Source organism: Polaromonas sp. (assembly GCF_039930745.1).
Classification (GTDB): domain Bacteria; phylum Pseudomonadota; class Gammaproteobacteria; order Burkholderiales; family Burkholderiaceae_C; genus Polaromonas.
The window spans coordinates 1-14,323 of the sequence record NZ_JBDTTH010000059.1 but is presented as its reverse complement, the minus strand read 5'-3'; the positions used below and the strand labels follow the sequence as shown (position 1 = coordinate 14,323).

Genomic DNA, 14,323 nt, shown 5'->3' with positions numbered 1-14,323 from the left:
TAAGGTAGCGTTTGGAGATCAGTCCCGGGAGAGTTCACTGGCGTGCCAGGAGCCCAGCGCCAGCTTGGTGAGCCAGGCCATCAGCGCAAACAGGCCCACGCCGGCCAGAGAGATCAGCAGCAGGGCAGCAAACATGCGCGGGATGTTGAGCTGGTAGCCTGCCATCAGGATCTGGTAGGCCAGGCCGGTCGCTGCACCGCCGGTGCCGGCGACGAATTCGGCCACCACGGCGCCTATCAGCGCCAGGCCGCTGGAGATGCGCAGGCCGCCGAAGAAGTAAGGCAGGGCGCTCGGAATACGCAGCCGCATCAGGGTCTGCAGGCGGCTGGCCCGGTTCATCGCAAAGTAGCTTTGCAGGTCGGGGTCTATGCTGCGCAGGCCCAGCGTGGTGTTGGAGATGATGGGAAACAGCGCCACCAGCGCGGCGCACAGCACCAGCGAGGCCGTCGGGTCTTTTACCCAGATGATGATGAGCGGCGCGACGGCCACGATGGGCGTGACCTGCAGCAGCACGGCGTAGGGGAAAAGCGCTGTCTCGATCACCCGGCTCTGTACAAACAGGAAGGAGATCAGCACGCCCACCACGGTGGCCACTGCGAAGGACAGCAGGGTGATCTTCAGCGTCACCAGCAGCGAGCCGCCCAGCGACTGCCAGTCGGTTGCCAGCGTCTGGAACATCAGCAGGGGCGAGGGCACGAGGTAGGGCGGCAGCTTGAAGCCGGTGACCAGTGCCTGCCAGCTGCCGAGCAACACCAAGGCAACCAGCGCGGGATAGAGAATGCGCTGCACGCGCGGCGAAGCAAAGGCGGCGATGCGGGTCATGCGCGTTCCTCGTCGGTGTCGTGGCTGGCGCGCAGCAGGCTGTCCTGCAGGCGCTTGGCATAGGTCGAAAAACGCGGGGTGACCATGAAGTCGTGGGTACGCGGGTAAGGCTCGTCGATCAGCACCTCTTCGGTGATGCGGCCCGGCCGCGCTGCCATCATCACCACGCGCGTCGAAAGAAAGACGGCTTCGTGGATGGAGTGGGTCACAAAAATTACCGTGAGTTTTTTCTCGCGCCACAGCGCCAGCAGGTCGGCGTCCAGCTTGTGGCGGGTGATTTCGTCGAGCGCACCAAAGGGCTCGTCCATCAGCAGCAGGTTGGGCTGCACCACCAGGCTGCGCGCAATGGACACGCGCATCTGCATGCCGCCGGAGAGGTTGCGCGGCAAGGTCGTGGCGAATTTGGCGAGGCCGACCAGTGCCAGCGCATCGGCGACACGAGCGTCTGCCTCCGCACGCGAGACACCCGCCAGGTCCAGCGGCAGGCGCACATTGGCGGCCACGCTGGCCCAGGGCATGAGTGTGGGCGACTGGAACACAAAGGCCAGTTTGTGCTGGCACTCCGCCAGCTGCGCCACCGGCTTGCGCCACAGCAGCAGACGGCCGTCGGTGGGGTCCAGCAGGCCGGCCACCATCTTGAGCAGCGTGCTTTTACCGCAGCCGGAGGGGCCAAGCAGCGTGACGAACTCGCCCTCCTGCACCGTGAGGTCCACCGGCTGCAGCGCAACCGTTCCGTTCGGGTAGGTCTTGTGCGCCGACAGGACTTCAACAGCCGGCGTGGCGACGCCCGGGACGGCGGCGGCCAGGGCAGCAGGCGGTTCACGCATCAAGGCATCACCTTCAAGTCCTTGATGTAGTCGAAGTTGTAGGCCTGGGTTGGCCCCAGCTTGCCGGCGTCCACCAGCTTGTTCTCCAGCAGGAAGGCGTGGTTCTTGCGCACGCGGTCAATGTCCATGCTTCCTATGCCGTTTTTGCTGGCGCCGCCACCGGTCACAATGCCCATTTCCTTAAGCTTGGCGACGCTGTAGGCGAGCTGCTCATCACTCATGTTGGGGTTGTCCTTCTTGATCAGCACGTTGGCTGGTGCGGGATCTGCAAGGTAGCTCTTCCAGCCTTCCATCGTGCCTTTGACAAAAGCTTCCATGGCCTTGCCGCGCTTCTTCACCGTGTCTTCCATGCAGGAGATGGTGGTGGCATAAGTGGGCCAGCCGTGGTCGGCAAACAGGAAGGTGTTGGCCTTGACGCCGGCCTTCTGAACAGCAAAGGGCTCGGAGGTCAGGTAGCCCTGCTGCACCGTGTTTTTGTCCGCCACGAAGGGCTGGATGTTGAAGGTGTAGGGCCTAGTCTGGCCGTCCTGAAAACCGTATTTGCTTTTGAGCCAGAGCCAGTAGCCCTGCCGGGCAGACGGCGCGATCAAGATGGTCTTGCCCTTCATGTCTTCGAAACTTTTGACTTCTTCGTGGGCAATCAGCACCTGCGGGTCTTTCTGGAACACGGCTGCCAGCGTCACCACCGGCAAGCCACCGCTGCGCGCGACCATGATCTGCAGATCGCTCGAACCCATGATGCAGTCAGTCTGGCCGGCGGCCATGAGCTGCATGATGTTGACCTGCGGGCCGCCCATCTTGATGGTGACGTCGAGGCCGTATTTCTTGTAGATGCCGGTGGCCACGGCCTGGTAGAAGCCGCCGTGCTCGGCCTGCGCATACCAGTTGGTCATGTAGGTGAGCTTTTCCTGCGCCTGGGCGCCGGCCGAGAAGGCCAGGGTGAGCGAAGCGGCGAGGAAGGTGCGGGTGAACAGGGTTTTCATGGAAGCGCTCCTGGAGGGTGGGTAGGGACGACGGGGACTGGCTCGATGCAAGTTGTGCGCCTATAGCGCCTGCTGGATATGCCCCTGCTGGTGGCCGTAGCCCCAGGAAGCGGCGTCGCGCACCACCCACTGCATGCGGTACAGGTCGGTGATGGCTTCCACCCAGCTGGCGGACAGCGTGTCCAGGATGTCTTCACCCTGCTCGCGGGTGGCGCTGAGCGGGTCGCCGATCACGCCGCTGGGGCCGAAATCACGTGCCGTCCAGGCGCAAGCCGGCCGGCCATCGCCAGACAAAATCTTCGAGGGAAAGGGTGGCGGAAAGTTGGCGACAGCGCGTTCCATGTGCACGGTGTCGGGTGCCAGCGCCAGCATCAGCGCGGTTTCCGAATGCCCGGCGTGCATGGCCAGCTTGCGTTCCTGGTCGGAGATGTACTTGCCCGAGGAATTGGGCAGGCGCGACACGTGGAAGGGGACGATGACAAAGTCGCCATGGCGCAGGCGCAGCTCGCGCGCCGCCATCTCCAGCACCTGCGGCTGGCCGCCGTGGCCGTTGGCCAGCAGCAGCTTGCGAAAACCCGCGCGGTACACCGATTCGCCGATCTCGGTGATGGTGGCCAGCAGGGTGGGGCCGGTCAGCGTCATGGTGCCTGGAAAGTGCAGGTGTTCGTCCGACTTGCCGTAAGTGATGGGCGCCAGGCCGAAGGCCCGTACCTCGGCCGGCAGGCGCTCCAGGGCCTTGCCCAGCACGCCGGAGGAGATCACGCTGTCAACCGAGCAGGGCAGGTGCGGGCCGTGCTGTTCGATGGCACCGACCGGCAGCACGATGACGGTGTTCTCCCGGTCCGGGAGTGCATTGACTTCCGTCCAGCTCAGGTAGGGCAGGAAGCGCTGGGGCGGGATGTAGCCGTGAATCATGGGAAAGCCTTTCGGGTAGTGCGGGTCTCAGGCGAACTTCGCCATGGCCTGGCCGACCTGGTGCATGAAGCGTTTCAGGCGCGGCTCGGTGGCCACGTTCATGTGGTAGTACGCGTGGAAGTCCACGCGGGCGGTGTCGCCGGTGAGCCGCTTCATATAGCGGGTGATGATCTTGCGCGGCGGGTCGCCCATGTACCAGGCCACCCAGCGCGGCCGGCCGTAGGTGACGACGGCCGAGATGCGCTTGATGTGCGTGAGCATTGGCTTGACATTGGCCGGGTCGCTGAGGTCGAAAGCCACACCCGGCATGAAGAGGCGGTCGAAGTAACCCTTGAGCATGGCGGGCAGGCCGAAGCACCAGGTCGGGAAGCAGAACACGATGGCTTCGGCCTTGCGCAGGCGTTCCACGTGCGCGGCCAGCGGCAACTGGTTGGACGGCACATCGTGGTAGCCCAGGCGCTCTTCGCGCGACAGCACGGGGTTGAAACCTTCGGCGTACAGGTCGCAGTCATCGACCGTGTGGCCGGCAGCCTTCAGGTTGGTGAGCACCTCCTGGTGCAGCGCCGCGTGGAAGCTGGTTTCCACAGGATGGCAGTAAACAACTAGCACATGCATGGCATGTCCCGCTGGGGCAAGGGGCGATGCACCGCGGGTGTGAGCGATGCACCGTCGCTGGGCATTCCGGAGGCGGTGGAAGGGAAATCTGGGGCGGTAAGCGTCATGATTGACCAATCAATTTGATCGATTGGTCAAATAATGCAAAGCTTGTGCCAGGTCAAAGACCTGCGGGGCCTTTTTATGTCAGGAGGGTTGGATGCCGCAGCCGCGCAGGATCAGTGCGGTCAGCTCTTGCACCAGCGTATCGCGGTCCGGCATCCAGGATGTCTGGCCGGGTTTGATCAGTTGCTGCACCTGCAAGGCCGAATCGGCGTAGAACTGGGTCATGGCCCAGATGCTCATCAGCAGCATGTGCGGGTCCACCGGCTTCATCAGGCCGCGCTCGATCCAGCTGTTGATGACCTTGACCTTTTCGCGGGTGCGCCGGCGCGAGTCGGGCCAGAATTTTTCCAGGTTGCGGCCGCCGTCCAGCACCTCGCGGGTGAAGATGCGCGACACCTCGGGCTTGTCGAAGGCGATGACCACTTTCCAGCGGATGTAGTCGCCCAGCACTTTGCCCGGGTCGGCCGAGCTGGTATTGAACATGCCTTTCCAGTCGGACACCACCGACATCAGCAGCTCTTCGTACAGCTCTTCCTTGCTTTTGATGTAGTAGTGAAGCTGCGGCTTGGTCAGCCCCGCGCGGGCGGCAATGGCCTGGGTGGAGGTGCCCTTGAGGCCGTTTTCACTGAATTCGGCAATCGCGGCGGCATGGATGGCGGCCATGATCCGCTCGCGGTTTTCGCGCGCGTTGCGGGGCGGCTTGCCGGCGTCGATGGTGGTCGATTTTTTCGTTGGCGAGGCGGCCGATTTCATCGGGAAGGTGCGGCTTTCTGCGGCTGGAGGGGTGCGTTTGATGGTAGCAGATCGTAACCGCAGGGACGCGTTCTGCCGCCGCGGCAGCAGGCAAAGCCAGGACCTGTGTGCTTAAGGTTGTTGCGGCGCCGGGTCGGCAATTGCCGCGGGCAGCACCGACCATTCCGGCTCCTCGAATTCGCCGATGACTGTGACTTCGCAGTTCTGCGCGTGTTTTTCGAGGATGGCGCGCACGGTCTCGTCGCGGCGGTCGTCCTTGGCGTCGCGGTGCGCCTTGGACGCCCAGGTGGCAATCGCCAGCAGGGTGTCCGTTGAACCGATCTTGCGGTGCAGGTAGGTGCCGCGCGCACCCGGCGTGCGCTGGATGATCTCGCTGGCGCGTATCCAGGCCGCCGCGTAGTCGTCCACCGTGTAGCCGGGTTTCATGCGGACTTCAAAAATGAATTTCATGGGCGATGCTCCAGTAGTTGACCAGGCCGGAAGCGAGGGGCTGGTTTTTATTCCCTGCCGATGATTGTTACGCGCTGCACCGGCTTTCGGAGCATTTCTGTCCTGGCGTCCTACAACATGCGGTGCCGGATTGATTTAAAAAAGCGGTGAGCTCATGCGCATTCACCCGCCTGCCTCACAAGCTCCGTTCAACCCCCGATTTCCTGGAGAAACCCATGGCCACTTACAACATCGCTGTCGTCGTCGGCAGCCTCCGCAAGGACTCCTTCAACAAAAAACTTGCGAAGGCGCTGGAAAAGCTGTTCCCCGCCGACTTCAGTTTTACCCAGGTGCGCATTGACGACCTGCCTCTCTACAACCAGGACGATGACGGCAACCCGTCGGCGCAGGTGACGCGCCTCAAGGGCGAGATCACGGTGGCCCAGGGCGTGCTGTTTGTGACGCCGGAATACAACCGCTCGGTGCCGGGCGTTCTGAAAAACGCCATTGACCACGCTTCGCGTCCCTATGGCAAAAGCGCGTGGGACGGCAAGCCTGCGGCTGTCATTGGTGCCTCGGTTGGCGCCATCGGCACGGCGCTGGCGCAGCAGCATCTGCGCAACATCCTGGCCTACCTGAACGTGCCCACGCTGGGCCAGCCCGAGGGTTTTGTGCATGCCAAGGAAGGCCTGTTTGACGAGAGCGGCAACATCGGCGAGGCAAGCCGCAAATTTCTGCAGAGCTGGGTGGACGCTTACGTAAGCTGGGTGAAAACACACGCGGGAACGCGGGCCTGAAAGGCTGCAACTTTCGCTTTTCTCCGCTACATGAAAAAGCCCGCTCAAGCGGGCTTTTTTGCAGGGCTGCTAACAGCCGGGCAGGGATCAGGCTGCCAGGGCTGCCTGCGCTTCGTTGGCGGCCTTGGCCTGCACCGCGATATCGGCCGTGGCAGCAGCCAGGGCAGCCGCTTTGGCAGCGTCACCCATGGCCAGGCCTTCAGCGCGCACAAAACGCACATCGGTGATGCCGAGGAAACCAAAAACCACCTTGAGGTAGCTTTCCTGGTGCTCGGTGGCATTGCCCGCTTCGCTGGTGGAGTACATGCCGCCGCGGGTTGAGGCCACGATCACCGTCTTGCCACCGGCCAGGCCCACCGGGCCCTTGTCGGTATAGGCGAAGGTGCGGCCGACCTGTGCAATGCGGTCAATCCAGGCTTTGAGCTGGGTTGGGATGGTGAAGTTGTACAGCGGTGCGCCGACCACGATGACGTCAGCAGCAAGGAATTGCGTCACCAGGGCTTCCGACACGGCGTTTTCACGCTTTTGTACATCGCTCAGCGCAGCGCCTGCGGGCATGCGAAAGCCCAGGGATTCGGCCGACAGGTGGCTGGGTGTGTCCACAGCCAGGTCGAGGTAGCTGACTTCGGTGGCCGGGTGAGCGGCGCGCCAGGAAGCGACGATTTGGGCGGTGAGCTGGCGGGAAACAGAGTTGCCGCCGAGGATGCTGGAGTCGATGTGAAGAAGCTTGCTCATGATGAATTCCTTTTGCTTGGGTGAATCGGGGTAGGCCGTGTTTCCTGACCATGGATAGATTGTGCGGATGAGTCGATTGATTGATAAGATGGCAAAAATGTGTTTCATCGTCCTGTAAACAGGACAATAGTGGCAAAAAAGGCAGAAGGAGCGAGATGCAGGACTTGAACGACATGGTGTATTTCGCCGAGGTCGCCGAGCGTGGCGGCTTTGCGGCGGCTGGCCGTGCGCTGGGCTTGCCCAAGTCACGGCTGTCGCGGCGGGTGGCCGAGCTGGAGTCCCAACTCGGCGTGCGGCTTCTGCAGCGAACCACCCGCAAGCTGTCGCTGACCGACGCGGGCGAACTGTATCTGCGCCACTGCGTCGCCATGCGCGACGAGGCGCTGGCCGCGGGCGAGGCGGTGTCACAGATGCAGAGCGAGCCGCGCGGGACGCTGCGCATCAGTTGTCCGGTGACGCTGGCGCAAGGCACGCTGGGCTACCTGATCCCGCAATACCTGGCCCAGCACCCGCATGTGAAGCTGGATATGCGGGTGACCAACCGCCCGGTGGATCTGGTGGAAGAGGGCATCGATATCGCGCTGCGCGTGCGCCCCTCGCTGGACGACAGCGGCAGCCTGGTGGTCAAACAACTGGGTGCGTCGTGCAGCTATTTGCTGGCCAGCCCTGAATTGCTCAGGCGCCAGGGTGCACCCCTCACGCCTGACGACCTGAAGAAGCTCGACACCGTGGCCATGTCGTCCGCTGACGGGCGCAGCACCTGGGAGCTGATTGGCCCGCAAGACCAGGAGTATGTGTTGCAGCACCAGCCGCGTTATGTGGCGGACGACCTGCAGACGCTCAAGCTGGCGATGCTGGCCGGAACGGGAATAGGCTTTCTGCCGGGCATGCTGAGCCAGGCCGAACAGCAAGCCAAACTGCTGGTGCATGTGCTGCCCGGCTGGTCATTGCGGCCGGGCATGCTGCACGCGGTGTTTCCTTCACGCCGTGGGCAGGTGCCGGCCGTGCGCAGCTTCCTCGACTTTCTTGGCGAGCGGCTGAAGTCTGAGTCTCTGGAGTAGCCTGCTACTGGCCCGAACCAAACCTCAACGCTGACCTCGCCCGCGCCCGTTCGGCCTCGACTTCGCGTTTGCGAGGTTCGGCGTTGGTCACCAGTGACCGGATGAGAGCGCGCGCCGAAGTTGCAACTTCTTCCACAGCGCGCTCAAACGCGGCTTCGTTGGCTTTGGACGGAACGCTGAACCCGCTGAGCTTGCGGACAAACTGCAGCGAAGCGTCGCGGATTTCCAGTTCGGTGGCTGGCGGCTCAAAATTGAAAAGGGTCTTGATGTTGCGGCACATGGCGGCTCCTTGAGATGGGAGGATTTTCCACTTGGGTGCCTCGAATCAGGCACCGGATGCGGTTGTAGCGGGAGGGGGTGCTTCATGCTCTGAAACTTCGATTTCATATCGATCAAATCGCTCAAGCCCTATTTGCTTTTCACTGTGGTGTCGAAAACCGAAGCGTTCATAGAGGGACATCAGCTTGGTCCTTCCATGCCTGCAATCCAGTCGCAAATGCTGCCGGCCGTGCTGGCGGGCAAGCCCGCATGCATGAGCGAGCAGGGCTTGCGCAAGTTCCTGACCCTGGGCACGAGGGTGTACTGCGACCTTGTGGACAAACGCCGAGGATCCCTCAGGAATTTCAGGCCAGAAGTGTCGGTCTTCAAGCTGGAAGCGGAAAACCCCGACAGGTCCTTCGTCATCGCTGGCCATGAAATACCAGCCTGTCCGCACGTGTTCGTGGATAGCCGCTTCATTCACTTCCGACGGGGGCCAAAGCATCTCGCCACGCGCGATCAAATTTTCTGCGGCCGCGGTCAGTACCTCAGCAACCAATGACACTTCATGGAGTTGGGCTTGTTTGATGAGCATTTTTCTCTGACGTAGTGAGATGATTTAATTTCGACGCAGAAAAAGGGAATCGACCTTTGTCGTGTCGTCATTTCTTGGGCATTGTTTTTATCATTAATTCTTCCCGATGGAGCCTCCGAGTAGAACGTCGGGAACTTAACCCCGCCTAAACTCACGAACCATCGGGCAATCCGTGCATCGATAAAAAAAGGACCGTGATGTTGTTGAAGTATTTCGAAGCCGCGCCGCGCCGCGTGCTGGCGCTGGTATCCCTAGGCTGTATCGCCATGCTGGCCTTTGGGCTGTACTTGCAGCATGTGATTGGTCTGGAGCCTTGCCCCATGTGCATCGTGCAGCGTTATGCGCTGGCGCTGGTGGCCATTGTTGCGGGTGTGACGGCTTTCTTCAGCACCAAGTGGCTGATCATGGTGGGCTCGGCCAAGACCTTGCTGCTTGCCGGTTTTGGCGCTTTTGTGGCGGCTCGCCAGAGCTGGCTGCAGTGGTACCCGCCGGAAGAAGCTTCCTGCGGGCGTGATTTTTACGGAATGATCGAGACGTTTCCGCTGCAGCGTGTGATCCCGATGATTTTCAAGGGCAGCGGCGATTGCACCAAGATCGACTGGACCTTCCTGGGCCTGTCGATCGCCAACTGGTCTTTCCTGTGTTTTGTCGGCATTGCGCTGCTGATGCTGGCCTTGCTGGTGGTTCAGGGACGCAGGGCAAAACCGGCACGTCGCTAAAGCTGGCGCTCAGGGCGGCAGCGGTGCCACCCGTGCGGGCACCAGCAGAATTTCAACGCTGCCACCGGGGTGCTTGCTTTTGAGCCGCAGCTCTTCGTGGCTTAGGTTCAGGATGTCCGTCTTGTATTCCTGTGATTCCTCGATCATCACCAGCTCGCCGTTTTTGTAAGTCCAGGCGCCAAAAGCAGGCTTGCTGTGGGGCGAGGTGATCACCAATGTGCCGTCGGACAAAAACACATACAGCATGCCGGGCTCCACGCCGGTGGACACGCTGACCTCCCACACCTTGTTGATGAACCCCGGTTTCACATTGGACGGCTGCGCTGTGGGCACATAAACCGCAGCAGCCGTGTCTGCTTCCCGGGAGCAAGCAGCCATCAGCAAAAGGGCAACGATGCTGCCTGTCCGTCGGAATGAAGCGCTGTACATATAAACAGCATTTTAGCCTTTTCGAGGCTGAAATTTCCCAACTTCCTTCAGCTTTACCTTTGGTATCCGGCCTGCCATAGCAAGGCAAGGGCTTTGCTGGCGTGGCGTCGAATCCGGTCATATACTGTACATAAATACAGTTATCTTCCTCGGTTGAACCCCCATGCTTTCCCCCCTCTCCACGGCCCCAGCCCTGCCGGACCTGAACGCCATGTGCCATGTATGGCGCGCCGGCGAGCTGGGCAGCGCGAGCCTGGCGACGGTTGACACGGGGTATGCGGCACTCAATCAGGTCTTGCCCGGCGGTGGCTGGCCGCAGGGCGCGCTGGTTGAAGTGCTGCAGCCGCAAGCCGGCCTGCATGAGTGGGGCTTGCTGGCGCCGGCGCTGGCCGCTGTGCAGGCGGCGGCGCCGGCGCAGCTCATGGTGCTGGTGGGTGCGCCCTGGCTGCCGTTTGGCCCGGCGCTGGGGGCTCGTCAGATCAACATGCAGCGCATCTTGTGCGTGCACAGCCAGGGGCCGGCGCTGCTGTGGGCCACACGCGAAGCCCTGCAGTGCGCCGACGTGGCCGCCGTGCTGGCCTGGCTGCCCGATGCCCGCAGTGCGCACTTGCGCCGCCTGCAGATTGCCGCGCATGCGCACAACAAGCTGCTGTTTGTGTTCCGCCCGCTGCGCGCGCAGCTTGAGTCTTCCCCTGCGCCGCTGCGCCTGCTGCTCGAAGGCGTGATGAGCGAGCAGGGCAACCTGCAGCTGCATGTGCTCAAGCGACGTGGCCCGCCGCTGGCCGCGCCGCTGCTGCTGGCCACGCGGCCGGCGCGGCTGTCCGCGCTGCTGGCCGCCAGCCGCGAGCGTGTGCGCCGCCAGCGCGAAGAAGCCGCCCCCATGCTGCTGCCTTCGTTGGTGTCGCTTCCCGTCACTTCACCGCAAAGCCCCATCCATGCGCTGCTGGATCGCATTGCACACCTCGATCACCACTGAGCCCGGAGGAGCCTGTCGGGCTTGGGGCGTCGAAAGCGAAAATCGGCCCCAGCGAGGACAGTTTTTGCCGGATTTGCAGGCCCATAGCCCAGCTATGGGACAAAAAGGCGGTGAAAAATGGACCGCTGCGGTCGATTTGCAGCCGACGATTCCCAAGTCCGGCAGGCTCCTGGAGTGGGGCGAAGCCGCGGTGCAGCAGGCCGTGGCCAGCATCGCACTGGGCTGGTCGCCGCAGGTGGCGCTGGTGGACGAAGCCGTGCTGGTAGACGTGACGGGCAGCCTGCGCCTGTTTGGCGGCTTGGCCCGGCTGATGCAGCTGCTGGAACAGCAGATCACCTTGTTCTTTGAGTCAAATCAGGCGCTGGTCCTTATACGGCGGGCGCAAGGCGCTACTTCTTTGATAGCGTTGGGACGTTTGCGCCATGCAGCCAGCCAGCCCGGCCACGCCCGCACGCGGGTGGCGGCCTTGCCCATGCACACCCTGAGCGCGGCGCGCCCGCATCTGGGCGTGCTGGAGCGCATCGGCTGCCGCAACTGGGACGATGTGCTGCGCCTGCCGCGCGACGGCGTGGCCAGGCGCTTCGGTGCGGAGCTGCTGGAGGCGTTGGACCGCGCGCGCGGCAGCGTGCCCGACAGCTACGACTGGCTGGTGCTGCCCGAACACTTTGAAGAAAAACTCGAGCTCAACGCACTGGTCACCCACGGCCCGGCGCTGATGGCCGGAGCCGGGCGCCTGCTGGCACACCTGCAGGCCTGGCTGCTGGGCCGGCAGAGCGGGATCTGCGCGCTCAAGCTGGTCTGGCACCTGGACAGGCGCCGCGATGTTCCGCCCACCGGCGAAATGGAAGTGCGCACGGCCCAGCCCGCGCAGGACCTGCGCCATATCACGCGCCTGGTGGCCGAACACCTGGCGCAGCAAAAACTGCCGGCACCCGTGCACAGCCTGAGCCTGCACTCGCTGGTGACCGAAAAACTGGTGGACGCGGCGGCAGCCACCGGCAGCCTGCTGATGGAAGAGCGCCGGGAGGGCGACAGCGCGGTCGAGCTGATTGAGCGTTTGAGCGCGCGCCTGGGCGAGGCGCAAGTTCAGGCCTGGCAGCCCGCCGCCGACCACCGGCCCGAGCAGATGCAGCGCTGGGTAAATGCCCGGGATGCTATTCATTCCATAGCTGGTGGCGACCGTCCCATAAGGGCTAGAGGCCCAAAAGTCTTGAAAAATCAGGCAACAGCCGAAACCTGCACCGAAGCGCTGTACCCCACCTGGCTGCTGCCCGAACCGCTCCGGCTGGCAACGTCCGGCAACAGCCCCGTCTGGCAGGGCAAGCTGGTGCGGCTTGTCGGGCCGCAGCGGCTGGAGGCCGCCGAATGGCTGCGGGCCGATGGCGACGCAGCCCGCGGCGCGGAGGCGTGCGACAAGCCCTGGGCCCTGCGCGACTACTTTGTTTACCGCAGCCGGCAAGGGGATTTGCTGTGGATTTACAGCGAGCGCCTGGTGGCCGCGCCGCAGTCGGCCCAGCAGCGCGCCTGGTACCTGCATGGTTTTTTTGCCTGAGCCTGCTGTCATGTCCGCTTATCTGCTTCCCGATTACGCCGAACTGCATGCGCTGAGCAACTTCAGCTTCCAGCGCGGCGCCTCGCATGCCGAGGAACTGGTCGAGCGCGCAGCCGGCTTGGGTTACCGGGCACTGGCCATCACCGACGAATGTTCGGTGGCCGGTGTGGTGCGGGCGCATGAAGTTGCCAAGGCGCTGAAGTTTCAGCTCTTGCCGGGTGCCGAGTTCCTGGTGCAGGCCGGCCATCCTTTCCGCCTGGTTGTGTTGCCGCACAACGCGGCGGGCTGGGGCAATATGTGCGAATTCATCACCGCGGCCAGGCAAGCGGGCGATGTGATCGACAAAGGCAGCTACCGCGTTGCCCTGGGCGAGAGCGATTTTGCGCTGCTGGCCGATTGCGAGGTATTGCTCGCCCCCCTGCCGGGTGCTATCGATACAGAAGCGCTTGGCGCCCACGCCGCCTGGGCTGCAGGCCTTTTTGGCAGTCATGCCTGGCTGGCTGTCGAGCTGCTGCAGGGCCTGGACGATGCGCTGCGCCTGCAGCAGTTGCAGGACGTGGCGGAGCGCACCGGCATCCGCCTGGTGGCAGCCGGCGCTGTGCTCATGCATGTGCGTTCGCGCAAGCCGCTGCACGATGTGATGACGGCCATCCAGCAGGGCAGGACCGTGCATGACTGCGGCTTTGCATTGCAGGCCAATGCCGAGGCGCACCTGCGACCGCGCATGCGCCTTGGCAGTATTTACCCGGCCGAACTGCTGCGTGCCACGCTCGAGGTGGCGGCACGCTGCACGTTCAACCTGGACGAGATCCGCGCCATGTACCGCTACCCGCAGGAAGACATGGTGCCTGCGGCTGAAACGCCGGCACAGTGCCTGCGGCGCCTGACGGCAGAGGGTACGAAAAAGCGCTACCCCGGCGGGATGAGCAAGAAACTCCAGGCGCAGGTCGAAAAAGAACTGGCCCTGATTGAAGAGCTCGGCTACGAGATGTATTTCATCACGGTGCACGACATCGTGCGCTTTGCCCGGCAGCAGGGAATCCTCTGCCAGGGGCGCGGCTCCGCGGCCAATTCGCTGGTCTGTTATTGCCTGGAGGTCACGGCCGTCAGCCCTGAGGAAAGCCGGCTGCTGTTCGAACGTTTCATCAGCCGCGAGCGCCGGGAGCCGCCCGACATCGACGTGGACTTCGAACACCAGCGGCGCGAGGAGGTTATCCAGTACATCTACAACAAGTACGGCCATGACCGCGCCGCCATTGCCGCCACCGTCATCAGCTACCGGCCGCGCAGCGCGATACGCGATGCCGGCAAGGCGCTGGGAATCGCGCCCGAACTGGTTGAACGTTTCGCACGGGAGCATTTCTGGTTTGATGGAAGCGATGCGCTGAAGCAGAAAATCGAAGAGGCCGGCTTGCAGAGCGACGCTGGCGCCATTACCCAGTGGCTGGGCCTGGCCGTGCAGTTGATCGGCTTTCCGCGCCACCTGAGCCAGCACGTTGGCGGCTTTGTGCTGACGCAGGGCAAGCTGACGCGGCTGGTTCCGGTGCAGCCGGCTTCCATGGAAGACCGTCGCATCATCCAGTGGGAAAAGAACGACCTGGAAGCCATGGGCCTGCTCAAGGTGGACGTGCTGGCGCTGGGCATGCTGTCGGCCATCAGGCGTTGCCTGGACATGGTGAACCGCACACGCGGCAGCGCCCTTGAAATGCACACCATTCCCCCGGACGACAAACCGACCTACGACATGATCTG

The 14,323-nt window shown here is 63.2% G+C and carries 17 protein-coding genes; 6 read left to right on the top strand and 11 right to left on the bottom strand.

What is annotated here, in order from left to right; all coding sequences use genetic code 11:
* Positions 1-18 precede the first annotated feature (18 nt).
* From ABI660_RS16225 to ABI660_RS16195, 7 genes are all read right to left on the bottom strand, one after another.
* Positions 19-822, bottom strand: coding sequence for an ABC transporter permease (locus tag ABI660_RS16225; RefSeq protein WP_348069944.1), 804 nt, complete (start codon positions 820-822; stop codon positions 19-21).
* Positions 819-1,649: an ABC transporter ATP-binding protein gene (locus ABI660_RS16220; protein ID WP_348069942.1), complete on the bottom strand. Its 831-nt coding sequence runs from the start codon at positions 1,647-1,649 to the stop codon at positions 819-821. The genes ABI660_RS16225 and ABI660_RS16220 overlap by 4 nt, the downstream gene beginning before the upstream one ends.
* A complete protein-coding gene (locus ABI660_RS16215; RefSeq protein WP_348069940.1) occupies positions 1,649-2,632 on the bottom strand; it encodes an ABC transporter substrate-binding protein in 984 nt (327 codons plus the stop codon). Before ABI660_RS16215 ends, ABI660_RS16220 begins: the two co-directional genes overlap by 1 nt.
* A 60-nt stretch (positions 2,633-2,692) precedes the next feature.
* A complete protein-coding gene (locus ABI660_RS16210; RefSeq protein ID WP_348069938.1) occupies positions 2,693-3,547 on the bottom strand; it encodes a creatininase family protein in 855 nt (284 codons plus the stop codon).
* 27 nt (positions 3,548-3,574) lie between these two features.
* Positions 3,575-4,162, bottom strand: a complete 588-nt coding sequence (locus tag ABI660_RS16205; RefSeq protein ID WP_348069936.1) for an NAD(P)H-dependent oxidoreductase — start codon at positions 4,160-4,162, stop codon at positions 3,575-3,577.
* Positions 4,163-4,348: 186 nt separating this feature from the next.
* Positions 4,349-5,020, bottom strand: a complete 672-nt coding sequence (locus tag ABI660_RS16200; RefSeq protein ID WP_348069934.1) for a TetR family transcriptional regulator C-terminal domain-containing protein — start codon at positions 5,018-5,020, stop codon at positions 4,349-4,351.
* 111 nt (positions 5,021-5,131) lie between these two features.
* A complete protein-coding gene (locus tag ABI660_RS16195) occupies positions 5,132-5,470 on the bottom strand; it encodes an antibiotic biosynthesis monooxygenase (RefSeq protein WP_348069932.1) in 339 nt (112 codons plus the stop codon).
* Between the two features lie 215 nt (positions 5,471-5,685).
* Here ABI660_RS16195 and ABI660_RS16190 point away from each other — a divergent pair, with 215 nt between their 5' ends.
* Complete coding sequence (locus tag ABI660_RS16190) at positions 5,686-6,246, top strand: NAD(P)H-dependent oxidoreductase (RefSeq protein WP_348069930.1); 561 nt, start codon at positions 5,686-5,688, stop codon at positions 6,244-6,246.
* Positions 6,247-6,333: 87 nt separating this feature from the next.
* Here the strand turns inward: ABI660_RS16190 and ABI660_RS16185 are convergent, their stop codons facing one another.
* Positions 6,334-6,981: an NAD(P)H-dependent oxidoreductase gene (locus ABI660_RS16185; RefSeq protein WP_348069928.1), complete on the bottom strand. Its 648-nt coding sequence runs from the start codon at positions 6,979-6,981 to the stop codon at positions 6,334-6,336.
* A 155-nt stretch (positions 6,982-7,136) separates the two neighbouring features.
* On the opposite strand from ABI660_RS16185, the gene ABI660_RS16180 reads away from it, so the two are divergent.
* Positions 7,137-8,042 carry a LysR family transcriptional regulator gene (locus ABI660_RS16180; protein WP_348069926.1) on the top strand — a complete coding sequence of 302 codons (906 nt, stop codon included), beginning with the start codon at positions 7,137-7,139 and terminating at the stop codon, positions 8,040-8,042.
* Between the two features lie 4 nt (positions 8,043-8,046).
* On the opposite strand, the gene ABI660_RS16175 is transcribed toward ABI660_RS16180, so the two are convergent.
* Positions 8,047-8,322 carry a DUF2277 domain-containing protein gene (locus ABI660_RS16175; RefSeq protein ID WP_348069924.1) on the bottom strand — a complete coding sequence of 92 codons (276 nt, stop codon included), beginning with the start codon at positions 8,320-8,322 and terminating at the stop codon, positions 8,047-8,049.
* Between the two features lie 45 nt (positions 8,323-8,367).
* Positions 8,368-8,895: a GNAT family N-acetyltransferase gene (locus ABI660_RS16170; protein WP_348069922.1), complete on the bottom strand. Its 528-nt coding sequence runs from the start codon at positions 8,893-8,895 to the stop codon at positions 8,368-8,370.
* A gap of 197 nt (positions 8,896-9,092) precedes the next feature.
* On the opposite strand from ABI660_RS16170, the gene ABI660_RS16165 reads away from it, so the two are divergent.
* Complete coding sequence (locus ABI660_RS16165) at positions 9,093-9,614, top strand: disulfide bond formation protein B (RefSeq protein WP_348069920.1); 522 nt, start codon at positions 9,093-9,095, stop codon at positions 9,612-9,614.
* 9 nt (positions 9,615-9,623) lie between these two features.
* Here the strand turns inward: ABI660_RS16165 and ABI660_RS16160 are convergent, their stop codons facing one another.
* On the bottom strand, positions 9,624-10,043 hold the full coding sequence (locus ABI660_RS16160; RefSeq protein ID WP_348069918.1) for a hypothetical protein: 420 nt from the start codon (positions 10,041-10,043) through the stop codon (positions 9,624-9,626).
* Positions 10,044-10,206: 163 nt separating this feature from the next.
* On the opposite strand from ABI660_RS16160, the gene imuA reads away from it, so the two are divergent.
* From imuA to ABI660_RS16145, 3 genes are all read left to right on the top strand, one after another.
* On the top strand, positions 10,207-11,019 hold the full coding sequence (gene imuA / locus ABI660_RS16155) for a translesion DNA synthesis-associated protein ImuA (RefSeq protein WP_348069917.1): 813 nt from the start codon (positions 10,207-10,209) through the stop codon (positions 11,017-11,019).
* Between the two features lie 94 nt (positions 11,020-11,113).
* Positions 11,114-12,571 (top strand): DNA polymerase Y family protein, encoded by a 1,458-nt coding sequence (locus ABI660_RS16150; protein WP_348069915.1) that lies wholly within the window; start codon positions 11,114-11,116, stop codon positions 12,569-12,571.
* A 10-nt stretch (positions 12,572-12,581) separates the two neighbouring features.
* Positions 12,582-14,323: PHP domain-containing protein (locus ABI660_RS16145; protein WP_348069913.1), on the top strand; the 1,742-nt coding region annotated here is incomplete at its 3' end.